The organism is Marivirga sericea, from assembly GCF_900177665.1.
Lineage (GTDB): Bacteria > Bacteroidota > Bacteroidia > Cytophagales > Cyclobacteriaceae > Marivirga > Marivirga sericea.
In genome coordinates, this window is the sequence record NZ_FXAW01000003.1 from 200,262 (window position 1) to 222,135 (window position 21,874).

General features: G+C 32.9%; 19 protein-coding genes. 17 read left to right on the plus strand and 2 right to left on the minus strand.

Features of this window, described 5'->3' with window-relative positions; all coding sequences use genetic code 11:
- Positions 1-195 precede the first annotated feature (195 nt).
- Together B9Y84_RS08555 and B9Y84_RS08560 are read left to right on the plus strand one after the other, a co-directional pair.
- Positions 196-687: a hypothetical protein gene (locus tag B9Y84_RS08555; protein WP_085516671.1), complete on the plus strand. Its 492-nt coding sequence runs from the start codon at positions 196-198 to the stop codon at positions 685-687.
- Between the two features lie 872 nt (positions 688-1,559).
- A complete protein-coding gene (locus B9Y84_RS08560) occupies positions 1,560-2,300 on the plus strand; it encodes a hypothetical protein (RefSeq protein ID WP_085516672.1) in 741 nt (246 codons plus the stop codon).
- A 415-nt stretch (positions 2,301-2,715) separates the two neighbouring features.
- Here B9Y84_RS08560 and B9Y84_RS08565 read toward each other — a convergent pair whose 3' ends face one another.
- On the minus strand, positions 2,716-4,476 hold the full coding sequence (locus tag B9Y84_RS08565; RefSeq protein WP_085516673.1) for a helix-turn-helix domain-containing protein: 1,761 nt from the start codon (positions 4,474-4,476) through the stop codon (positions 2,716-2,718).
- Positions 4,477-4,809: 333 nt separating this feature from the next.
- Between B9Y84_RS08565 and B9Y84_RS08570 the strand changes: the two genes are divergently transcribed.
- The 15 genes from B9Y84_RS08570 to B9Y84_RS08645 all read left to right on the plus strand — a co-directional run bounded on the left by B9Y84_RS08570 (position 4,810) and on the right by B9Y84_RS08645 (position 20,786).
- A complete protein-coding gene (locus B9Y84_RS08570) occupies positions 4,810-6,042 on the plus strand; it encodes a serine hydrolase domain-containing protein (RefSeq protein ID WP_085516674.1) in 1,233 nt (410 codons plus the stop codon).
- 43 nt (positions 6,043-6,085) lie between these two features.
- Positions 6,086-7,345, plus strand: coding sequence for a serine hydrolase domain-containing protein (locus B9Y84_RS08575; RefSeq protein WP_085516675.1), 1,260 nt, complete (start codon positions 6,086-6,088; stop codon positions 7,343-7,345).
- A 41-nt stretch (positions 7,346-7,386) separates the two neighbouring features.
- Positions 7,387-8,571: an alpha/beta hydrolase-fold protein gene (locus tag B9Y84_RS08580; protein WP_085516676.1), complete on the plus strand. Its 1,185-nt coding sequence runs from the start codon at positions 7,387-7,389 to the stop codon at positions 8,569-8,571.
- A gap of 83 nt (positions 8,572-8,654) precedes the next feature.
- On the plus strand, positions 8,655-9,413 hold the full coding sequence (locus B9Y84_RS08585; RefSeq protein ID WP_085516677.1) for a helix-turn-helix transcriptional regulator: 759 nt from the start codon (positions 8,655-8,657) through the stop codon (positions 9,411-9,413).
- 126 nt (positions 9,414-9,539) lie between these two features.
- Positions 9,540-10,790, plus strand: a complete 1,251-nt coding sequence (locus B9Y84_RS08590; RefSeq protein WP_085516678.1) for a S41 family peptidase — start codon at positions 9,540-9,542, stop codon at positions 10,788-10,790.
- A 31-nt stretch (positions 10,791-10,821) separates the two neighbouring features.
- On the plus strand, positions 10,822-11,676 hold the full coding sequence (locus tag B9Y84_RS08595; RefSeq protein ID WP_085516679.1) for a DUF5694 domain-containing protein: 855 nt from the start codon (positions 10,822-10,824) through the stop codon (positions 11,674-11,676).
- A gap of 1,215 nt (positions 11,677-12,891) precedes the next feature.
- Positions 12,892-13,554 carry a helix-turn-helix domain-containing protein gene (locus B9Y84_RS20600; protein WP_176223757.1) on the plus strand — a complete coding sequence of 221 codons (663 nt, stop codon included), beginning with the start codon at positions 12,892-12,894 and terminating at the stop codon, positions 13,552-13,554.
- A 90-nt stretch (positions 13,555-13,644) separates the two neighbouring features.
- Positions 13,645-14,391: a type 1 glutamine amidotransferase domain-containing protein gene (locus tag B9Y84_RS08610; RefSeq protein WP_085516681.1), complete on the plus strand. Its 747-nt coding sequence runs from the start codon at positions 13,645-13,647 to the stop codon at positions 14,389-14,391.
- Between the two features lie 18 nt (positions 14,392-14,409).
- Positions 14,410-14,838 carry a nuclear transport factor 2 family protein gene (locus B9Y84_RS08615; protein ID WP_085516682.1) on the plus strand — a complete coding sequence of 143 codons (429 nt, stop codon included), beginning with the start codon at positions 14,410-14,412 and terminating at the stop codon, positions 14,836-14,838.
- A gap of 5 nt (positions 14,839-14,843) precedes the next feature.
- Complete coding sequence (locus B9Y84_RS08620) at positions 14,844-15,293, plus strand: YybH family protein (protein ID WP_085516683.1); 450 nt, start codon at positions 14,844-14,846, stop codon at positions 15,291-15,293.
- Positions 15,294-15,359: 66 nt separating this feature from the next.
- Positions 15,360-16,805, plus strand: coding sequence for a serine hydrolase domain-containing protein (locus B9Y84_RS08625; protein WP_085516684.1), 1,446 nt, complete (start codon positions 15,360-15,362; stop codon positions 16,803-16,805).
- A gap of 267 nt (positions 16,806-17,072) precedes the next feature.
- Positions 17,073-17,891, plus strand: a complete 819-nt coding sequence (locus tag B9Y84_RS08630; protein WP_085516685.1) for a VOC family protein — start codon at positions 17,073-17,075, stop codon at positions 17,889-17,891.
- A gap of 166 nt (positions 17,892-18,057) precedes the next feature.
- Positions 18,058-18,534 (plus strand): GNAT family N-acetyltransferase, encoded by a 477-nt coding sequence (locus tag B9Y84_RS08635; protein WP_245830842.1) that lies wholly within the window; start codon positions 18,058-18,060, stop codon positions 18,532-18,534.
- Positions 18,535-18,721: 187 nt separating this feature from the next.
- A complete protein-coding gene (locus tag B9Y84_RS08640; RefSeq protein WP_085516686.1) occupies positions 18,722-19,816 on the plus strand; it encodes a serine hydrolase domain-containing protein in 1,095 nt (364 codons plus the stop codon).
- 124 nt (positions 19,817-19,940) lie between these two features.
- Positions 19,941-20,786, plus strand: coding sequence for a GNAT family N-acetyltransferase (locus B9Y84_RS08645; RefSeq protein ID WP_221406417.1), 846 nt, complete (start codon positions 19,941-19,943; stop codon positions 20,784-20,786).
- 219 nt (positions 20,787-21,005) lie between these two features.
- On the opposite strand, the gene B9Y84_RS08650 is transcribed toward B9Y84_RS08645, so the two are convergent.
- The gene (locus tag B9Y84_RS08650) at positions 21,006-21,206 is read right to left on the minus strand and encodes a hypothetical protein (protein WP_085516687.1); all 201 of its coding nucleotides are present in this window, start codon (positions 21,204-21,206) and stop codon (positions 21,006-21,008) included.
- Positions 21,207-21,874 lie beyond the last annotated feature (668 nt).

The following is a 21,874-nucleotide window of genomic DNA, read 5'->3' on the forward strand; positions in this document are numbered from 1 at the left end:
TTTAAAGCTTAGCTCGTAGGCTTCTGTTAATTGCTCCCTACAAGTTCTATTTCATCAATTGTGAAGTTACTTTTTTTTTAAAAATATTTCTTGTTTTCAAATGAGGAAATTGACGCCCAAGTTTCCTAACACATCTGTTCATCCGAACAGTAAAGACACTGTTTTGTGACTCATATTAATTTAAATGGAAATATTATGACACAGACAGATTATTTCAAAGATTGTAATTCCCTAGATGAAGCTAGGAAAACTTATTACCGATTAGCAATGAATTTCCATCCTGACAAGGGAGGAGACGAAGAGCTGTTAAAGGAGCTCGCTAATCAATTCCATTCTTTTAGACCTAAAGAGTTCAAGTATGAGAATGAAATCAATGACTGGAGCTCTCAGACCTATTCAGGAATCATCATTGCTTTGATGGAGATTCCAGATATTACTATTGAGATTTGTGGTTCTTGGATATGGATTTCAGGTGATACTCTCAATCGAAAAGAGCAAATTAAACCAATTCAGCCTGACGATTTCTACAAGCGAGGATTCTCAGCACAGAAGAAGATGTGGTATTTCTCTCCTAGAGGCTATAAGAAGCGTTCTGCTGATGATTTTGACATAGAGTCCATTAGGAACATTTATGGCTCTGAGGCTATCCGTAGCCCGTCTCATAAGAAAATTAAGGAAGGGGTTTAATCCCTTTCCTTTTTTCTAAAAATTCAAGCGTCTGTGGCACATATCCTTACCAACTAAATAGAAGCAACCCCCTTATGATTAAATTAAAAAAACTCCTCGGGTAAATTATTTATGTCACTTAAACAGAGCCCCACTCATAAAAGGTATGTTTTTAGCGTTTTAGCCAGTTACTTTTAATTAACGGATCTAGTTTTTCGGTTAAATCTAGTAGCAGCATTTGTGTTGCAGAACATAGGACTGAAGTAGCTCTTTTAGCAGGCTCAACACTTACTTTACCATTGTCTTGCCATTTATGCAAATAACTATACCTACTATCAGCCAAAGAAGCAGATTCTGTTCTAGCTTGATTATACTGCCGGAAATAATCAGAACCAGCATAACTATTATTTCGAGCTTCAGCAGAAATTAACTCATAATAATCTCACTCTGCATGCTCTTGAGCTTCCGATTAACTAAAACTATAATGCGCATTATTCACCACCTGGCCACCAGCAGAAGTAGGAATATACTCCTGCGCATGGAGCATCGAAAAACTAATTATAGAGAAGAAAGTATAAAACTATTTTTACATGTATAGTCTTAATATGGTTTAAAAGTAAATTCATAATAATCAAACTCACTTTATTTTACAATTGCCAACTTACAAAATAAAAGTAATCGTTAAATACTTGTAAATATATAACGGTATCACTATATTGTTATCATCTTATACAAGTCAATGACTTTGTAAGGTTTTGGTTGAAATATAAGCGCTGGGTGGGGATCCAGCGCTTTTTTTATTTTAACCCTTTCTAATTTTCAAATTCATATATTCAGTATTTGATTTATACTAAAAAAAATATAGTTACAGTTTTAACTAAACCTCTAGAGTGATGAAAAAACTACTATTTTTAATTTTAATCTTAAATTTTGAATCTGCTCTTTCTCAAGAAAACGTTATCGAATCCTTCTCAAACTTAGAGGAACTAAAAATTCGTGCTAATCAAGGAGGCCTTGAAAAATATATTAAATTCGATAAGGCCAATTCAAAGGTTATTAATGAAAGACTTAATCTTGATTATAAATATTTAGAACAAGGCAATAATGCAGTGTATCCAGCCAGTACAAAGCTTATTGTAACCAAACTAAATAAGAATTCCAGTAAAAAATACTTTATCACCTGGGGCGCAATAAATGGCCCTTCAAGAGGTTTTGCAATATTTGAAGCAAAAGAACCCTATAAAATACTTGGTGTAATTTATAGTAGTAAAATCATAGTTCCTGGTAACGGTTTCATATATTCAATTGAACGTGAAGACCATAACTTCTATGTCAAAAAGAAGTACGTAACAGATAACGATTCTATATCTGAAGTCAAGCAGCCTTATTATGGAGTTAATATTGATTCTTACGCTTTGGAGGCTATTACAATATATGAAGATGAAAGCTTAACCAAATCAATTGCAGTAATTCCGAAACAAGGAGCAATAAAAGTACTTGTTGCAAAAGAATCAAATGAATATGAGTCCAAATATTTGGTGCAATCCAGTTTTGGCCTAGTTGGATGGACAAAAATAAAAGCTGCTCAGTATAGATCTATGTCCGTTGAAGGTATTTATTATTATGGTGATTAATTTTTATTAACTACTAATCCTGGAATTCCTTCTGTCCTCACTAAAAAGTATTAGGCATAGCTGAATATTACGAGTTTCTAGAAGAATTATGTGATTTAAAAATTTAATCGATTTTCACCCGAAAATATATCCCCTAAACAATTTGAAAAATCGAAGGGCAAAGAGTATTTAGGTATATGTTAAAATTAGATACTTTAATCCACAGAATTTTGCTTTAAGTCTTACCGGTATCTTGAATACTTATTTTATAAATACTCAGATGGGCTTTTACCCGTATAGCTATTAAAAATCAGTGTAAAGTAAGAGGCATTTATATAACCTATTGATTCTTCCATAGCGTCAATTATACTGTTCTTCAAAATTGCTATTTTATCTAGGCTTTTGACCAATATACTGATTCTTAATGCAATTAAATCTACTTCACTAAGTTTTGCTTTTCAAGCTTCTTTATAAAATACGAGGGGTACAGTTGTGTTACTTTGAAGAACGATTTGGAAAAAGCTTCTGCCGTATTAAACCCAATTTCATTTCCTATGGCTTTGATGGTATAATTTCGGAGTTTTGAGTTTACTTTCAACTCCTCTATCACATATTGGATTCGTAATTCATTGATATAATTTGTAAAATTTTTACTTTTATGGGTATTAATAATTCTTGAAAAATATTTCGAATTGGTTCCAAATTGCACTGAGAGATTATTTACTGATATATCCTTTTGAAGAAAATCTAGGTTTTTTTCAAAATCTTCAAGTTTATGAAGTACATCATTAATAATATCTTCGGATATTCCTAAGTCTGATTTGGCTTCTATACTATATGTATGAGAATCTTTAACTTTCTTTAATTCAGAATTTTGAAGCAGTTCTTGAAACCGTTTTTTATATTGCTTTTGCCTATTATAATTCCAAAGTAATACAACAATTAAACTACTCAATAATATAGATAGGGCACTAAGTACAATTTTTTTGTCTCTATTCTTTTTTTCAAGCAAATCAATAATTTTTTGTTTTGCTAAAATGAGATTGGGTCTATTATATGCATCATTTAGTTGCTTTGATAAGTAGCTAGCATCTTGATCCAACACCTTATCGAAAGCTAAGAGTTTGTCTATATACTCTAATTGCTTTTTAATCTCATTTTTTGATTGGTAATATTCAATAAGTATTTCATAATTTTCCTTTAAAGTTGAAGGAAAGAAATTATTAGCATGTGCAATTGAATCTACCTTAGATAAATACTTTATCGCTAAATCTTTTTTCCCTTGTTTGTAATAAATGAGTCCGTAAAAATTTTCAATTCTAAGGATATCCGCAAAGCTTAAATCCTTTTTTTCACGCAGTGTCCTATAGGTTTCAACATTATCTAGTGCAGACTGGTATTCCTTTTTTTGGTAAAAAGAGCCAGCTGCAGATATAATTAAACGATCGTAGAATAAACTATCTTCCGTCTTTAAAGACAAAGTAATAGCTTGGTTGGTATATATAAGTGCAGAATCAGGTTTTTCAAGTATGTTATATTGATAACCTATGGCATAAAGTGTTTGTAAATACTCCTTTTCATAATCGTCTCCACTAGATGCTCTCGATTTGTAATAGGCCAAATTTGCTTTAAATAAATCAAGGCTCTCCTCATATTCACCGATTTCATTTTTCAACAAGGCAATAAAATACCTGATTTCGGATTGTTGATCATTATTATTACTCTTATTTGCATAAGTATTAGCCTCTGCCAAATTATCCATAGCCTCGGTATAATCCGTTTGAGATCCATAAATCTGAGCCTTTAGAATATAAGCTTGAGCAGGTTGTGTAAAACCAGGATTGTTAATAGTAAGAGAGATGATAGAATCTAAATATTGAAATGCCACATCGTAGTTAGGGGTTTGAGAAAATCTTTTAGCAATCAATTCATAAACCTGTATGTTTTTTTCAAGTTTATTTTCTCGCCTAGCCTTTAATAAATAGGCTTTCGCAAGAGATAGTGCCTTTTCATCGCTTTCCGATTGCTCCAATGTGTTTGAAAGAGTGTCAAAACTCTCGTCAGAAAAGATATCAATTGATTCCAAAGATTTCTCTTGAGAATAAATGAACTGACCAGTGAATAAAAAAAAGAAAGTGAGAATGCCTTTTTTTATATCCTTGTGAATCAGTGAACTTATTATTTTTTTGGAATTCATTTTTAAAGTTAGGTATTAAAATTCTGCGTACTCAAATGATCGCAAATTTAAATATATAACATCTCTGTGTTTTTAGGAGAAATATTATGACGTAATATTTTTGTATTTTCTAAGGAATTGAAAATCAAGTCTATATTATCCATCTCTATCTTCACTTTACAGTCTCTTTTCCTTGAATTGCGGGTCTGAATTCCCGAATACAGACTGCATGTAGTTGTATCATATAACTTTTAACATCTACTTTTGGGTGAAAGAGAGCAACCGACATAATAAGTGACTATTTGATAATTATTTATTACCAGCTAAAACTTATTTCTAAAACTTAATTAATAAATGAGAAACTTAATTTTTATCCTGTTACTGACTCTAACTCTGTCCTGTCAAAACAGCAAAAACGAAAAAGCAAATCGCAATCAAAACAACTCAAATGATTTAATAGTCGAGTCTTTTCACAAAAAAATGGATAGCCTTTACAATACGGGTATGTTTAATGGATACTCTACAACTATCGTAGACACAACAGGAATACTGTATAATAAAGGTTTTGGTTATGCCGATCTTGAGCATAATAAAAAGTACACGGAGCATACAATTATTAATATAGCATCGGTTTCCAAAGTTTTTATTGGGGTTGCACTATTGAAGGCTCAAGAGTTGAACTATCTTAACTTAAATGACCCAATAAATAAGCATTTACCATTTGAAGTCATTAACCCAAATTTTCCTGAAGAAGTCATTACAGTAAAGCATTTAGCTACCCATACAAGTGCTATAGTTGATACCGATCAATACATGGAAACTTGTTATGTAAATCTAGATAATATACCAATTGAGGAAGGTTCCAAGAAAAAATACGAGCTGTATTATCAAAATCCTTCCGATGATTGGAAGCCTTTAGATGCTTATTTAAAGAAAATCTTAGTGAACAATGAAGAATTTTATGATGCTTCTACCTTTGCCAAAAGAAAGCCTGGAACAAAGTATGAGTATAGCAATATTGGCGCTGCTCTTTGCGCTTTAGTAATAGAATCAGCTGTTAAAAAGCCATTCGATAAATTCACTGATCAATACATATTTAAACCTTTGGCAATGAATGCCACGAGCTGGAATTTTGAGGAAGTTGATCGCTCAGAATATTCCAAATTGTATGCAGATGACAATTTGTTACCTTATTACAGAATTCTTTCTTACCCTGATGGAGGGCTGATCACTTCAAGTACAGATTTAGGATATTTTCTTCAAGAGTTAATAAAAGGCTACTCTGGCAAGGGTAATATTCTAGAAGATGATAGTTACCAAGAATTATTTAAACCCCAATTAGAACAAAAAGCTTTTTCAGAGAAGAAAAATAAAGGCTTTAATGTGGGCTTCTTCTTAGAATTGGAGGCTGATTACAACGAAATAGGTCATACCGGAGGAGATCCTGGCGTCAATTCTTTTATGTATTTCAACACAGAAACTAAAACTGGGAGAATTCTCATCACAAACACCGATTCTCAAAAGGAAAATTCGGGTGAAGTATTTTATGGAATTTGGAATACACTAGTCGAGTATAAAACTCACTAATAATTATCAATCGGAAACAATATTTTTAAACTTAATCATTCAAATGAAACAAATTACATTCATCATCATACTGGCAGCAATAGTAATTTCTTGTACCTCCAAGCGACAGCCACCTAGTGAACCTGTAAATCTAACTCAGCTACTTACAGATTCTCTAACTGCTGAATTAGACTCTATGCAGAAAGCAGGTGGAATAGTAGGTTTTGCTGTATCTATAGTAAATCAAAATGGAACGCTTTATGAAAAGGGCTTTGGTTATTCCAATATTGAGACTAAAGAAAAATATACTCAGCATACAATTCAGCACATTGCCTCTATCTCTAAGACATTGATTGGAATAGCCTTAATGAAAGCTCAGGAAATGGGAAAGTTAAAACTTGATGACCCAATTCAACACTATCTCTCTTTTAAGGTATTTAATCCTTACCACCCGGATGCTCAAATTACTATTCGTCAACTTGCTACCCATACCTCTGGCATTAATGATACGGATGAATACTACATGGCTAAATCATGGGTGTTAACTAAGAATCAAGATTTGGAAAATGTTAGTACAGAGTATCCTGCACAAACTTTAAATCCATCAGACTCTATTATGTCGATCGAAAAGTATTTGAAAGAATACCTAAACGTTACAGGTGCCTATTATCAAAAAAATAATTACATCGATTTTAAAGCTGGGGAGCGACATAATTACTCTAACGTAGGGTCTACTTTAGCAGCATTGGTGCTCGAAAAAGCAACTGGTCAAGCTTTCGATGAATTTACTCAGCAATACATCTTAAAGCCTCTGAATATGAATGCATCTGGCTGGGCTTTGACCGATGTTGATATTGATAAACACTCTAGATTATACAGAGCAGATCATACTTTACTCCCATTTTATACTGCAATTACCTATCCTGATGGGATGCTTATTACTTCGAGCAGCGATATCGCAAAATACACTACTGAGTTAATTAAAGGATTCCGAGGAGAGGGGACCTTATTGAGCAATGAGAGCTATAAAGAATTTTACAAGAAGCAGTTAACTGATAGCAATTTTGAAGAAGGTTCACGTAATGCTAGCCATCCCTACAATGGCGACTATGATCCTGCCATTTTTATTGGGCATAGTGCGCTAGGTTTTGCAGGCCATTCGGGAGGTGATGCAGGAGTTTCAACCTGGTTATACTTTAACAAAGAGAAATCGACTGGGATGTACATGGCCATTAATACGGATATAGGGGACCGAAAAAGAGAATTGGAATACTATGCAATCTGGGAAAAAATGGAGGAATATGTTGACAGACTAAATCAATGATTATATAGATTTTGGCTACTTGAAGTCTTAATTAAAACTTTATGAAAAAACTAATTATTCTACTCACTTTTTCTGTCCTTTCCCATATCATCAATGGACAGAACCATAAAGACATTATCATAGGAAAAAGATTCACTATTAAATCTGAAATCTTAAATGCAGATCGCGAAATTTCGATAGGTCTGCCAGACTCATATCATGACAATAATTATACGAAGTACCCGGTAATCTACATTTTAGATGGAAAAAAATATTTCCACTCTTTCTCAGGTGCTATTACACAATTGAGCAGCGATGTTAGCCCACAGATTCCTGAAATGATAGTAGTTGGGATTACTAGCCAAGATAGAGTGAGAGATTCCTCCCCTACGCACTCCTTAGTTGGTTACAGTGGCGAAAAGGAAAAAGGATATGAAGTTAGCGGAGGAGCTGATGATTTTCTAAAATTTATTCAGAAAGAACTCATTCCGTTTATGGAGAAAAATTATAGAACTAATTCATATCGCACTTTTGTAGGTAATTCATTTACAGGTCTTCCTGTAGTTCATGCTTTATTTTCCTTTCCAGAAATATTTAATTCGTACATAGTCATCGATTTCAGTGCCTGGTGGGATAATGAAATAATGAAACAGAGAATTGAAGATTTTTCCAAAGAATACCAAGACCAGAAACGAGATATATTCTTTGCCACCGTAGATCGCGTAGCTAATGATGTATTTCCTGAGCAATACAATTCAGGATGGAATTTCATTCAAGAATTCGATAAAAAGCATCCCGAAAATGTCAGTTTCAACTATAAGAAATATCCGTATAAAGTAGAAAATCATCATTCCATGCCTTTAATTTCTCTAATTGATGGAATCAAATATATTTTCAGAGACCATATGGTCAACTTTGATGCAATGTTGACTGATCCAACATTAATAAAAACTCAGTTTTCAAAACTTTCTGATAGACTTGGTTATCCTATATATCTGCCAGAGGAACGAATCAATTTTTATGGCTATCTATTCCTTTATACCAAGCCAGACATTGAAAAGGCACTTTTCTACTTTAAATACAACACGGAAATTTACCCTCTATCTAGCAATGCTTGGGACAGTTTGGCTGAAGCATATACTGTGCAAGGAGATGCCACAAAAGCAAAAGCATTCTATAGAAAAGCATTAGAATTAGACCCAGAGAATATCGGAATACAAAACAGACTGAATGCGCTAAGTGAATAAATGTTTGCTCGCTAATTTTTATAAAAAATAAATTCAGAAATATTGAGCATTATTTCAATGGCCGAGTAAAACATACATTCTAAATGATAAAAAAAGAAGACTTTTTTTCCTTTCAAAATACCGTGAAGAAATTATCAGCTGATGACGTTAATCAGACTTCTAATTATTTGGAGCCTATCAAAGCTTTTGCTCGAGCCACTAATCAGAGTGTTTATATCATAGATTATAAGGCAAAAGGATTTGAATACGTCTCAGATAATCCTTTGTTCCTATGTGGTCACTCCGCGCGCAAGGTTCAAGAAATGGGGTATGAATTTTATTTAAAGTATGCGCCTGAAAAAGATCAAGAATTGTTATTAAAAATCAACACCATTGGCTTTGATTTCTACGAAAAAATTCTTGTGAAGGAAAGAAAGGACTATACTATTTCATATGATTTTCATCTAAAAAATCAAGAGAAAAAAAGCATCCTAATCAATCAAAAGTTGACACCACTATTTTTAACTGAAGATGGCAAAATTTGGAAAGCTTTATGTTTAATTTCATTATCAACTGCTAATGAAAGTGGTAATATTTGCATCTACAAAAAAGGAGGAAACACTGTTTTTCAATACGATTTAAAAGGTAGCTTCTGGTCTACTAACGAGAGCATTTCTTTATCACAAAGGGAAAAAGAAATAATGCAATTGTCTTCAAGAGGTTTTACGGTGAGTGAAATTGCTGAAGCTATTTTTTTATCTCCTGATACAGTTAAATTTCATAAGAGGAAATTATTCGAAAAACTAGCAGTATCGAATCTTGCAGAGGCAATTGCCTTCTGCACTAACAATAGATTGCTTTAGTACTGAATGATTTGCTTAAAACTACCCTTTAGTGTAACGCTGTTTTTACTCATTAGTGAAATATTTGTATCAATGGTTATCTACTTACTACAGCAGAGGCCTCTTGTCCACTAAAATATATACCACATGCAAACATTCATCATTAAAAAAAGCAATTTCTTTTTCACCATAATTTTTTTTATTGGGTTTTCGAATCTTCAGGCACAAGAAAAGAAAATTGATCACAGTAAAATAAAGAAAGACCTATATCAAATATTAAATGATATTTCACAATATTACGCTTATGTGAATGACAAAAATATTGATCTGAATTGCCTACTTAACTATTATGAGGCTCAAATCCCTAAGATCAAAACTGAGGAAGAAACCGTACTCTTTTTCGAATACCTATTAGACGAGTTTTACGACAGTCACGTCATGCTAAATACTAATCGCAACTCATCCTACCGCCTGAATTCCCCTATTTACTTTAGTCTAAAAAATGGGAAACCTATCATTTCCAATATATGGCAATCTCAAATAGAAGACCTAGAGCAGCAATTAATAGGAACAGAGCTCCTAAAATTCAATGGAAATGACATAAATGAGGTTATTGCTGAATTCCCTACACACTGCAATGATAAAAATGATCCCGAAGTGAAAGAATGGATTATCAATAAAATTGTTGCAGGCCGTTACAATGAACCAAGACTATTAACGCTTAAGAGAGAGGACAAAAAGATTATTGAACTCGATTTGGATGAAATCAAGTTAAAGAATAATACGGGACTGCTAAGTGCAAAAGTCGAAAATGGAATTGGCATTATACGGCTCAATAATTCCCTGGGAAATAATGATTTGGTTAGTGAATTTGATGCAATGCTAGATACCTTATTGGATACCAAAGGACTCATCCTTGACTTAAGAAATACGGTGGGTGGTGGGAATTCTTATGTAGCCAGAGGAATAATGGGGCGCTTTGTTAATGAGAAAAAACCGTATCAAACACATCAGGTTTTCGAAAAATATGATGGAAGCTCTTTAGTTGAAAGAAGCTGGGTCGAATATGTGAGCCCGAGAAACAAAATCTACCAAAAACCTGTGGTTGTTTTGGTGGGAAGATGGACTGGCAGCATGGGAGAAGGAATGGCAGTTGGATTTGAAGGAATGGGTAGAGGTGAAATCGTGGGCTCTGAAATGCAACGATTAGCAGGAGAAATGACTGGAACATCGTTTAAACATCAAACTTATGGATATCGGCTTTCCATTGCAAAACTATATCATGTAAATGGAACTCTAAGGGAAAAATATATTCCCACAAACTATATAGCTCAAACGACTACTAAAAAAGACGAGGTTCTAGAAAAAGGAATTGAGTTACTAACAACCGGAAATTGATAATTAGTAATACCAAAAAGCAAAAAAAACTATGAAACGCATAATTCTATTCTTCGCCTTAGTGCTTCTTATCTCTTGTCAACAAAAAAAAGAGTTTACAACTATAGAAAGTCAGAAAAGCAACAACACTAAAACATTGGAAGTATTACTAGTTGGCACCTTTCATTTTAGCAATTTTAAGCCAGAAAACAATGGAGATGTTCTCCAAGTAAATGTTCCTGATGTTTTAACCGAAGCAAATCAAAAGGAGTTAGAAAAAATAGTTAAGGCAATTGCAGACTTTAATCCTGATAAAATATTTGTAGAAACCCTGCACAAAAGACAAGCAGTATTAGATTCTGTATATACCGCTTTTAACCCTACGGATTATAAGACAGAAAAACGCAATGAGATATATCAGATTGGGTTTAGAGTGGCCAAATCCTTAGAACATAAAAAAGTATTCGCTATGGACTACAGAACTGACTTCCCATATGGTGACTTGATGGAGGCTATGCAGAAAGCCGAACAGTATGATCTTATTCAAAAAGATAGTTTAGAGCTAGTAAGAATAGAAAGCTTTGAAAACGAATTATTTGCATCTGATAAACTTTTATCTGAGATGTTATTTTATCAAAATGATCCTTTAATAAGAAAACAGGACATCAATTGGTATGTAAGCGTTGCAAATCAAGGTGGGGAAAAAGATAATTTTATTGGAGCCTATTTGGCATCTGAATGGTACAAAAGAAATTTGTACATGTTTTCTGTGATTCAAAAGGCGGTTGAAGAAAAAGATGAAAAAATCATGATTTTAGGAGGGTCCAGCCATATAGCGATGTTTAAAGATTTTATCGATTATAATCCCGAATGGAAAGCTGTTGAATTAAGAGAAATAATGAACTAAGAAAAGATACACCACAAAAAAAGTAAAATGGATTTTAGAAAAACCACAAGCCTTTCAACTTTAGAAGAAGAACAAATTTTGGCGTTGTGGAATAATGAATATCCTCAAAATTTGAAGACTATCTCGAAAAATTAACAAACCAATCACATATTTTATTACTAGAATTTAATAAACAAATTAGAGGCTGGTTTTTCGACTTCATTCGTGAAAATGAAAAGTGGTTTGCCATTATTTTGGAATCAAGTATTCAAGAAAAGTGATTTGGAACAAAACTTCTAGCGCTTGCAAAAGAAAAAGAAGTAGAGCTAAATGGATGGGTAATTGACCAGAATAGAGTTAAAAGAAAAATGGTGAATATTATAAATCACAAATAAGTTTTTATCTAAAAAATGGATTTGAAAAATTGCAAAATAGACTAGAGTTAGACATAATATCTGCAGTAAAGATCAAATGGAAAAATGAAAAGCAAAAACAGCGATAGATACAAAACCAAGTGCAAAAAATGGTTTGCGCAAGTTTCAGGTGCTTAACAAACTTTGGCTTCACTCGCTAGTATGCATTCCTCCTCCAATAGTGGGGACTTACACCTTCAAGATCATCGGAGCATTTTTCGCACTTGCTCGATGCTAGGCACACACTAAATATGAAATCATGGCTAGTTCAGGTGGCTATTAAAGTTTTGTGATGATTTGCAAGCCAACCAAATCGGTGATTTGGCTTTGTAGCAATTTGAAAGTTATTAACTTTATATTCAGCTAAGATTCATATATTTGGCGTTACCAAATATCAGAGCAAACAATTGAAATCCTTGAAAAAAGTCAAGTTATATAAATGAATTTTGAGCAACAGTTGCTATTTTTCTTTAGTGCCTTAGGTGCATTTAATGGTCTTATGTTGAGTATTTATTTTGCCTACTCAACAAAATATAAAAAGTTTCCAAATTACTTTCTTTCACTGCTATTATTGGTTCTAAGTGTAAGAATTATCAAGTCTGTTTTTTTGTATTTTAATCCAGATCTATCAGGTGTATTTATACAAGTAGGGCTCTCTGCTTGTGTACTAATAGGTCCATTATTGTATTTATATGTCATCTCTTTTGTGAGAAAATCTAAAACAAAATGGTGGCTGCACATTCTCCCATTCCTATTTTTAGTCACTATTTTAAGTGAAATTTACCCTTATTGGTCGTATAAACAATTGTGGTCAAAATTCATCGTGAAAGGTATTTACCTACAATGGTTTGGGTATCTAATAATAACTGGTTTTCAGCTAAAAGAAATTCTAAAAAAAACATTCTCAAATGTTAACAAGCTCAATCAAATTGAAATTTGGTTACTGAGTATTTATTGTGGTATAGCAATTATTTGGTTAGCATATAATATTGGTTCTTACACTTCTTACATTGTCGGTGCCTTATCATTTTCTTTTGTTTTTTACCTTTTGGTTTTACTGTGGTTATTTAAAAGAAATAAAAACGGTCAGTTTTTTGAGGATAAAATAAAGTATGAAAACAAAAAAATAAGTGCGGAAGAAATTGAATTAATCATAACAAAATTGGCTATCATCCCAGATAAAAAACTATTCAGAAACCCAAATTTAAAAGTATCAGATATTGCAAAGAGTCTAAATATTTCGTCACATCAATTATCACAATTTTTAAATGATAATCTGGGAAAATCCTTCACTTTATTTATAAATGAGTACCGAATAGAAGAAGCAAAACAGTTATTACTTTCCAATAAGAATTATAGTATTGAAGCCATAGGTTATGATTGTGGTTTTAATTCTAAATCTACCTTCTTTACAACTTTTAAAAAGATCACCAGAACTACGCCAGCTAAGTATAAGAAAGAGAAGAGTCAAAAAGAAACAACATAAAAGTCCTAATCTACAAAGTAGTAGTTCGATTTTATAATACAAAACCTTTATTATCCACAGTAATTGCATATTGCGTGAAATTAAAACCGTATGCACAAAATATTAATTCTTCTATTCCTGATTTCATTCTTAATTGGATGTGAGAATATACCTAGAAAGCAAGAGAAAATACTCTTTGTAGTATCTAATCAAAATACCTACGGAGATACAAATCTAAATGCCTCTAATCATTTTTCAGAAATTGTTTTGCCTTATGATGTATTTAAAGAAAGAGGTTATCAAATAGATTTTGTAAGTCCAAACGGAGGTGCGATTCCTATTGGATATATCAAAACGTCAGACAGTATTCAAAAGAAGTATCTGTATGATGCTGATTTTATGAAATTATTAAAACACACACAACTGCCTAAACATATTGATCCATTAAATTATTCAGCAGTGTATTATGTCGGTGGTGGAGCGGCAATGTTTGGTGTACCTGAAAATAGAGAAATTCAACAAATTTCAAGAACTATATACGAAAATAAGGGAGTTGTATCTGCAGTTTGTCATGGCACAGCAGGAATCGTTAATTTACAATTATCTAATGGCAAGTTTTTATATGAAGGAAAGCAGGTAAATGGTTTTCCTGATGTCTTCGAAGATAAAACAGACGCTTATTATAAAACATTTCCTTTTTCTATAGAAGAAGCAATTAATAGCAATGGTGGGAAATTTACGTATTCAAAAAAAGGATGGGACAACCACTTTGTTATTGATGGAAGACTAGTAACAGGTCAAGACCCTTCTGCATCAATATCTGTAGCACAAAAAGTTATTAAAATCCTAGAAGAATAAAATTAAAATAATTTAAGCATGAAAATAACAATCACACCTTTGCTAATAATCTTAAGCCTTTCAACTAATTTGTTTGCTCAAGATTCAGACTATAGTCAAATTGAAAAAACAGTTTCCTACTACTTAGATGGTGGTACAAATAATGACTTTGAAACCCTGAAAAAGGCTTTTCATCCTGAGGCTAAGATGAAATACATCCGAGGAGAAAACTACACAGAGGTCAATGCTTTAGAGTTCTTTCAAAAGGCAATCAAGCCTGGTCCAAAGCAAAACCGTACTTCTATTGTAGAGCAAATCAATATTGCTGGTAATGCGGCACATGCCCGACTTCGTATTGACTATCCCAGTTTCTACTTTATTGATTATATGAATTTGCTAAAGATTAATGGAGAATGGAAAGTTGTTAACAAGATATTTTATAGAAAATCAAAAACATCAAATAAATAAACAGTATGAGACTATTAGTATCAATCTTCCTAATCATCTTTTCTGTTAATCTTGCTAGCAGTCAAACTTATATTGGAAAAGAAAAACACATTAAAAAGATTGTAGAGAATACCAAAAAATTTTCTGAATATCTAAATACGAACAACTATAAAATGGTTGGAGCATCTTATACAGATGACGCAAAAATATTTCCTCAAGAAGGTGAAATATTAGAAGGGAAAGAGGCGATTTTAAAGTATTGGACACTTCTTCCAGGTATGAAAACGAAAAATCATAAAATAACACAACACGAAATAAGAATTGTTAAAAATACAGGCTATGATTATGGTGTTTATAGGGGAACTACTGTGAACAAAAATGGAGAACAGTCTAACTGGAGAGGTAAATATGTTATTGTTTGGAAAAAAGTGAATGGAGACTGGAAAATTTACTTGGACATTTGGAATAACTTATAATCGTACATAATTGAAATAATAATTTAGATAAATAACATTTGCTAACAAAGAGCATAATTGAGATAAATGAAAGCAATTCAATTAATAATTTTATTGGTATTACAAATTACAATTTGTCAATCTCAAAATTTAATTTCGAATCAGCCCATTAAAAAAGAGATAGATGACTATGTATTTCAATTAATGGATGACTATGAAATCACTGGGGCTGCTGTGGCAATAATTAAAGAGGACAAAGTTCTACACCAAAATTTTTATGGTTACGCAAATAAAGAATTCAATGTTCCAGTAAGCGAAAACACCTTATTTAAATTGCATTCTGTTACAAAGCCAATCGTATCAACCGCAATTTTCGAATTGATTGAAGAAGGAAAAATTTCATTAAGCAATTCTATTGCTGAATATTTTGATGTCGATGAAAAATATAGCTTTATTAAAGTATCACATTTATTGGCTCATTCATCTGGTTTAAGAGAAATTGAAAAAAACAGGAATACGAAAGAAGAAGACAATAAGAATTTAGTTTTTCAAACCGAGCTTCAATTCAAACCCGGTGAACAATTTCAGTATGCAGCTACCAATTATTGGCTTTTACAGAAGATTGTTGAAAAAGTAACAAACCAAAAATTCCAAGACTATATAGTCAATCAATATTTTGGTGGCTTAAACGCAGAAGTTGTTTTTTCAGCAGATATTTTAGAAGTAGTTCCTAATAGAACATTCGAATATTATCCTAACAAATCCCAAAAGTTAGAAATTTTTGAATGGTATTTACCCGAATATTCTCACGCAGCAGGAGGGTTGAACTTGACGCTCAATAGTTTGATTTCATGGTGTCAAAAATTGAATGATAATAGATTAATTAATCAAAACACTAAGGCAAAAATGTGGGAACAGTATCCCTATCGAAATGATAATACAGGAAGAAGTTATGGATGGGAAATTAATACTGTTAATGGTTTAAAATCCTATGGCCATGATGGTGGTGGGATCTCTTACTTGCAAGTTATTCCACAACAAGATTTAACGGTAATTTTTTTATCAAATGGCTACAAGCAAAAATATATATCTTTTAATGTAGCTACTACACTTGCGTGTATGATAGATAAAGAGCTGAACGACCCATTTATTTTTGCTTATCAAAAATTAGATGCGGCATTTATCAAAAAAGGTGACAAAGACATCTTGAAATTAATTAGTCAACTGAAAACTAACGTGAAATACAGACATATAAATTATGAAGATTTAGTTAATAGATTAGGCTATCAGCGATTATATTATTATGAATTTCCTCGTTATCAAGACGCGATAAGAATTTTTAAGTTTAATACCCGCGAAAATCCAAAGAATTGGAATGGTTATGACTCATTGGGTGAAGCATATGAAAATTATGGAGATATTGAGAATGCTATAAAGAACTATCAAATAGCTATCAATCTTAACAAATACAATGAACAATCGAATAATGACCGACTTGAGAAAATAATAAAAAATCTTAAACAAAGGCAATAACTATTGCTGATTTCAAACTCTTTAGTTCATTACAATAAAAAAAAACATAAAAAGTACGTAATCAATTGAACTATGGCTAAATAAATTAAAAGATATAATGAAAAAATAACAACGAATAACATCGTATTTAATTTATTACCACCTTCTTGGCTACTTGCAAAAGTCCTCGCGAACTTTGTTGGTGAGTAAATTATGTGATGGTTTTAGAGCAAATGCCATGAAACTAATCACAAACAATCACATTTTCACCAAAAAATTAAAAACTCAATGAATAAATCTCAAAAATCAAGACGTAATTTTCTATGGAAAAGTGCATTAGTACTGCCGTCACTCCATTTTGGCTTACTTTCTTTCACGAGTTTCAGTGATACCAATTTAGAACTGGTGGCTGCTAATCGAATACAAAGAATCGAACTGCTAACGGCTGCAGACAAAATGGATTTGCAAAAAGATTTCTATGTTAATAGACTACACTTACCATTGATTATCGAAAGTGGAAATAGCTTTGAAGTATTGGCAGGGAATACAATAATTAAATTTATTTTAACAAGTACCCATTCCCCATTCTATCACTTTGCATTCAACATTCCAGAAAACAAAATTCAAAAAGCGATTGATTGGTCTACTGAGCGCTTTCAATTAATAAAAAATGGAAAGGGCGAAAAAGTTATACATTTTAAAAATTGGGATGCTCATGCAATCTATTTCTTTGACCCCGCAGGAAATATATTAGAGTTCATTGCTCATCATACTTTAAGTAATTCTGCTAAAAATGATTTCAAACCAGAGGACATTTTAAATATTTGTGAAATTGGATTGGTGTCTAACAACGTACTAGCATTGGCATCCGAAATTGAATTAAAAACTGGTTTAACGGATTACAAAAGTGGGTTTCAAAAATCTTCAGATTTCAGAGCAATTGGTGATCCTAATGGTATGCTTATTTTAAGCAGAGAGAATAGAAATTGGCTCATGACTGATAAACCAGCAGTTGAAAATATGGTTTCAGTAAATTTACTGGGCGAAAGAGAGGGTAGTATTAATCTGCAAAATACTACTTGCAACATAAACATGAAGAGACAATGATATCGTATTATCTTTATAGTTACCTTCATAAAACTTGGAACTGAGAAAGGTAGTATTTACGATAAGAAAAGAAGGTAAAGATTAAATGATTAGATTATCGACCAATTGAAAAATTCTAAAAGAATTTTCTTAGGTCATCCACTGTAAACAATAACACTAGAAGCAGGTGCAAAAAACGAAACGGACAAAACTGATATTTAGAAAAGCTACAAAAAATGATCTCTCAAAGATTGTGGAAATGATTGCTGATGATGTACTTGGGAAAACTAGAGAAAAGTATCAAATACCATTATCGAATCAATATCTAAACGCTTTTGAAAATATAAATGCTGACCAAAATCAAGAATTGATTGTTGTAGAAAACGAAAACACTGACATTATTGGGACTTTACAATTATCATTTATTCAATATCTGACTTATTTTGGTGGGATTAGGGCGCAAATTGAAGCAGTGAGAATAAGGAAAGACAAAAGAGGACTAGGAATTGGAAAAAAAATGTTTCATTGGGCAATAAATAGAGTAAAAGAACGAAATGCTCATTTGTTACAATTAACGACTGACAAAAAAAGACCGGAAGCAATCAAATTTTACGAAGATTTGGGATTTGAGGCAACTCATGAAGGAATGAAACTATATTTTTAATAAAAAATCAATTGTACACCATAATAACTTTTTTTGGTTCTCACTCATCTATGAAGATCCGTTCAGTTCTTTCTAAATTGGTTTGTATTGACTTACTTAAAAGCTTAGAAAAAAATCATAAAATTTAAATAAAAATAACCTAGAAATTAACTTTAAATAAATCTAATCACTCAATTTAAATTTATCAATGTCTAAAAATAAATCATTACTGATTTGCCTCATCATCCTTTTTATTCTCGGGTGCAAAAATGAAAAAAAACAAAATCTCATCGCGTTATCGAATGAAAAACAAAATGAAGTAAATGTCTATTTAAAAAAGCAAGTTCAAAACACACTGGGATTAGCAGTTGCGATAGTAAAAGAAGGACAAGTTATTTATGAAAACTATTTAGGAAAAGAAGATCTTAATGGTAAACCTGTTAGAAAAGAAACCATATTCCCGCTCTATTCTCTTTCCAAACTTATCACCTCTACGGCAGTTTTTCAATTAGTAGAGCAAGGCAAAATTAATCTCGATGATAAACTATCTCTATACATTGATAAATTACCTGCAAAATGGGGGGATATTGAAGTTAAGAACTTGCTTACTCATTCTTCAGGCCTTCCCGATTACAATTTAATGCAAGGAGAGGTTTCGGACAGCAAAACCATGAAAGTTTTAATCCAAAATGAGTTGCGTTTTAAGACAGGAGAACGGTGGGAGTATAATCAAACAAACTATTGGTTTTTAACAAAAATCATCGAAAAGATTACAGGTAAAAGCTACGAAAGCTATGTAATTGAAAATCAGTTTTCAAACCACAATATTTTGTTTTCATCAAATTTCATTGACCCTATTCCAAACAGGAGCTTCAAATATACTTTTAATAATGATTCTAAAAAGTGGGAGAAAATAAGTCTCAACTTTGGGAAAAGAGCTAACTCTGCTGGTGGAATAAACTTAACGTTGAATGAATTTATTGAATGGACCCAAAAGTTTGATAAAAACAAATTGATCAACCCTAATACAAAAATTAAACTATGGACCCCATTTGAGTACGAAAAACCGTTTTATTACGAGGATGAACAAGATAGGTTCTTATACGGTTGGCAACAATATTCGTCAAATAACGCAGTGTCTTATGGATATACAGGTGGCCTGGTGACAGGATATAGAAAATTCATAGATCAAAACATGACGATTATTGTTCTATCAAATGGACTGAAAGACAATCCCATTCACAATAATATTATAAATAAAATTGCTGGAATTATAGATGAAAATTTAATAGAGAGTCGTTAAAGCCAACTCTTTCATAAAGGATAGTTCAAGCCTTTGCTAACATTGCACCCTATGCATTTTTATGGAATCATAAAACATTATCAATCTAGCTAAATGAAAAAAACGAACTACATTCTAGAGCAATATGATGGAAATTAAAACCTTAGAAGACGTAGATAGAAAAGAAATTCTAAAAGTATTTAATGAATCTTTTTCAGACTATCTCATACCTTTTCAATTATCACAGGAACAATTAGCATTAAAAATGTTAGCTGACAAAACCGATCTTATGCTATCAGTCGGAGTTTTTGAAAATTCACATCTCATAGGTTTTATTCTGCATGGATTTGACGAAATCAACAACGAAAAAGTCATTTATAATGGAGGAACAGGAGTTATACCTAAAAAAAGAGGTTCAGAACTAACAAAACAAATGTATCGTTTCATTCTACCTATTTTAAAAGAAAACAAAATTGACAAACTTCAACTTGAAGTAATCAGTGAAAATATTCCAGCTATTCATTCCTATAAAAAATGTGGTTATGAAACCAAAAGAGAACTAGTTTGCTATAAAGGTGAAATAATGATCTCTCAAACAAATGAAAAATTAAGCATCGAAAAATTACGATATTATGATTGGGATCTGATGCAATCATTCTGGAGTACGTATCCTTCCTGGCAAAGCTCAAAAAATGTTATCAACGATTTAAACGATAGCTACATTTCATTAGGTGCCTATCTCGAAAACCTTTTGGTTGGCTATGTTATTTATAATTCAAATAATAATCGAATACAACAAATTGCTATAAGTTCAGATTTTAGGCGAAAACTGGTAGCTTCAACTTTAATTATGGAGATTATCGAAACATATGGTAATAAACTATCTTTTATCAATGTGGATAAACGTTTCAAACCTATAAATACATTTTTGCAAAAAATAGGATTTAGAAGTTATCTTGAACAGATAGAAATGGAATTACATTTAGCATAATTGATCCCCGCTAGCGTAAGCGTGTCGCTTGTATTCAAACTACCTACCTCTGATGAGGCCTCTTAGGTACACAGTTATCTTTACAGCAACAAATCCACCACCATGCGCATTGCCTAATTTCCCTACATCCCTTCCACAATCCAAAAAATTATCCAAAGCCCATAGCTCCCACAGCCGAAAGCCTTTAATTTCCCTAAAGGGTAAATCAAAGGCCCTCAGCTAACCAACTGCACCTACCCGCACAATCCTTCCCTCATAGCTTTTGCTTTTTTTTCTGTTAAGCAGATAAAGAGGTAAAAAAGCAAAAGGAAGCGGTCTTTTTGGCTCCCAAGCCAAAAAGTTGTTGTTTGATATACCAGCCGCACTGCCAGGCACTATGGTGTGCTGCCCTTGGGCTGCGGCAAAGGGTCTCGCCAGCATTGGCTTCAGGCTTTAAATAAGTATTAATCTCTAAGGTATTTAAAGACAAAAGCCAACCCCTTCGGGGCAAGTGCTGTCATGCCCCTTGCAGCTTAGCCCCAGTGCATCACGGCAACCTACCTGGTCTGTTCCTTTAAACCTCCGCTTCGCTACTGTTAAAAGCAACAGCCCCCGGTTGCCAGAGTTAGGCTCGCCTGCGGGCGCCCCCGGGCTGCGGCTTGTCATGGTTTTTGTAGCGCTCCTTAGCAAAGCCCCTTTGAAAAAAAGGCGCTTTACTATTCCCACAGCAAGTATAATTCACCCATGCTTTTCAGATCCCTTTCTTCAATGGCTGTATTAAACTTGCTTATTTCTTCCCAACAAAAAACCACGCCAAGCCTTGTTCGCTCCGTTACTCTCCGCTCGTGGCTAGCCCCCGTTTCCTTCGGTCACTCTCGGTCTACCACCCGGGGTCGCACTCGCAGACGGCTCGACACACAGCGGATTGCAAACCATTCCGTAAACTCCATTATTTGCAACCGCTCTTCCTGCGTTCCTCCATACCTCAGCTTCCCGACATCAATGCCTTGATCAAACTGTTGCACTAAGACGATATGACAGCATTCCACATCTTTTCCCAAATTCCCCACCACCCGTTTAAGGTGCAGCTTTTAGCTGCAATGAATTAA

Bases quoted from the DNA above. Each gene is read 5' to 3' on its own strand.
- B9Y84_RS08555 (WP_085516671.1), top strand. From the start codon at position 196: ATGACACAGACAGATTATTTCAAAGATTGTAATTCCCTAGATGAAGCT.
- B9Y84_RS08560 (WP_085516672.1), top strand. From the start codon at position 1,560: ATGAAAAAACTACTATTTTTAATTTTAATCTTAAATTTTGAATCTGCT.
- B9Y84_RS08565 (WP_085516673.1), bottom strand. From the start codon at position 4,476: ATGAATTCCAAAAAAATAATAAGTTCACTGATTCACAAGGATATAAAA.
- B9Y84_RS08570 (WP_085516674.1), top strand. From the start codon at position 4,810: ATGAGAAACTTAATTTTTATCCTGTTACTGACTCTAACTCTGTCCTGT.
- B9Y84_RS08575 (WP_085516675.1), top strand. From the start codon at position 6,086: ATGAAACAAATTACATTCATCATCATACTGGCAGCAATAGTAATTTCT.
- B9Y84_RS08580 (WP_085516676.1), top strand. From the start codon at position 7,387: ATGAAAAAACTAATTATTCTACTCACTTTTTCTGTCCTTTCCCATATC.
- B9Y84_RS08585 (WP_085516677.1), top strand. From the start codon at position 8,655: ATGATAAAAAAAGAAGACTTTTTTTCCTTTCAAAATACCGTGAAGAAA.
- B9Y84_RS08590 (WP_085516678.1), top strand. From the start codon at position 9,540: ATGCAAACATTCATCATTAAAAAAAGCAATTTCTTTTTCACCATAATT.
- B9Y84_RS08595 (WP_085516679.1), top strand. From the start codon at position 10,822: ATGAAACGCATAATTCTATTCTTCGCCTTAGTGCTTCTTATCTCTTGT.
- B9Y84_RS08610 (WP_085516681.1), top strand. From the start codon at position 13,645: ATGCACAAAATATTAATTCTTCTATTCCTGATTTCATTCTTAATTGGA.
- B9Y84_RS08615 (WP_085516682.1), top strand. From the start codon at position 14,410: ATGAAAATAACAATCACACCTTTGCTAATAATCTTAAGCCTTTCAACT.
- B9Y84_RS08620 (WP_085516683.1), top strand. From the start codon at position 14,844: ATGAGACTATTAGTATCAATCTTCCTAATCATCTTTTCTGTTAATCTT.
- B9Y84_RS08625 (WP_085516684.1), top strand. From the start codon at position 15,360: ATGAAAGCAATTCAATTAATAATTTTATTGGTATTACAAATTACAATT.
- B9Y84_RS08630 (WP_085516685.1), top strand. From the start codon at position 17,073: ATGAATAAATCTCAAAAATCAAGACGTAATTTTCTATGGAAAAGTGCA.
- B9Y84_RS08640 (WP_085516686.1), top strand. From the start codon at position 18,722: ATGTCTAAAAATAAATCATTACTGATTTGCCTCATCATCCTTTTTATT.
- B9Y84_RS08645 (WP_221406417.1), top strand. From the start codon at position 19,941: ATGATGGAAATTAAAACCTTAGAAGACGTAGATAGAAAAGAAATTCTA.
- B9Y84_RS08650 (WP_085516687.1), bottom strand. From the start codon at position 21,206: ATGCTGGCGAGACCCTTTGCCGCAGCCCAAGGGCAGCACACCATAGTG.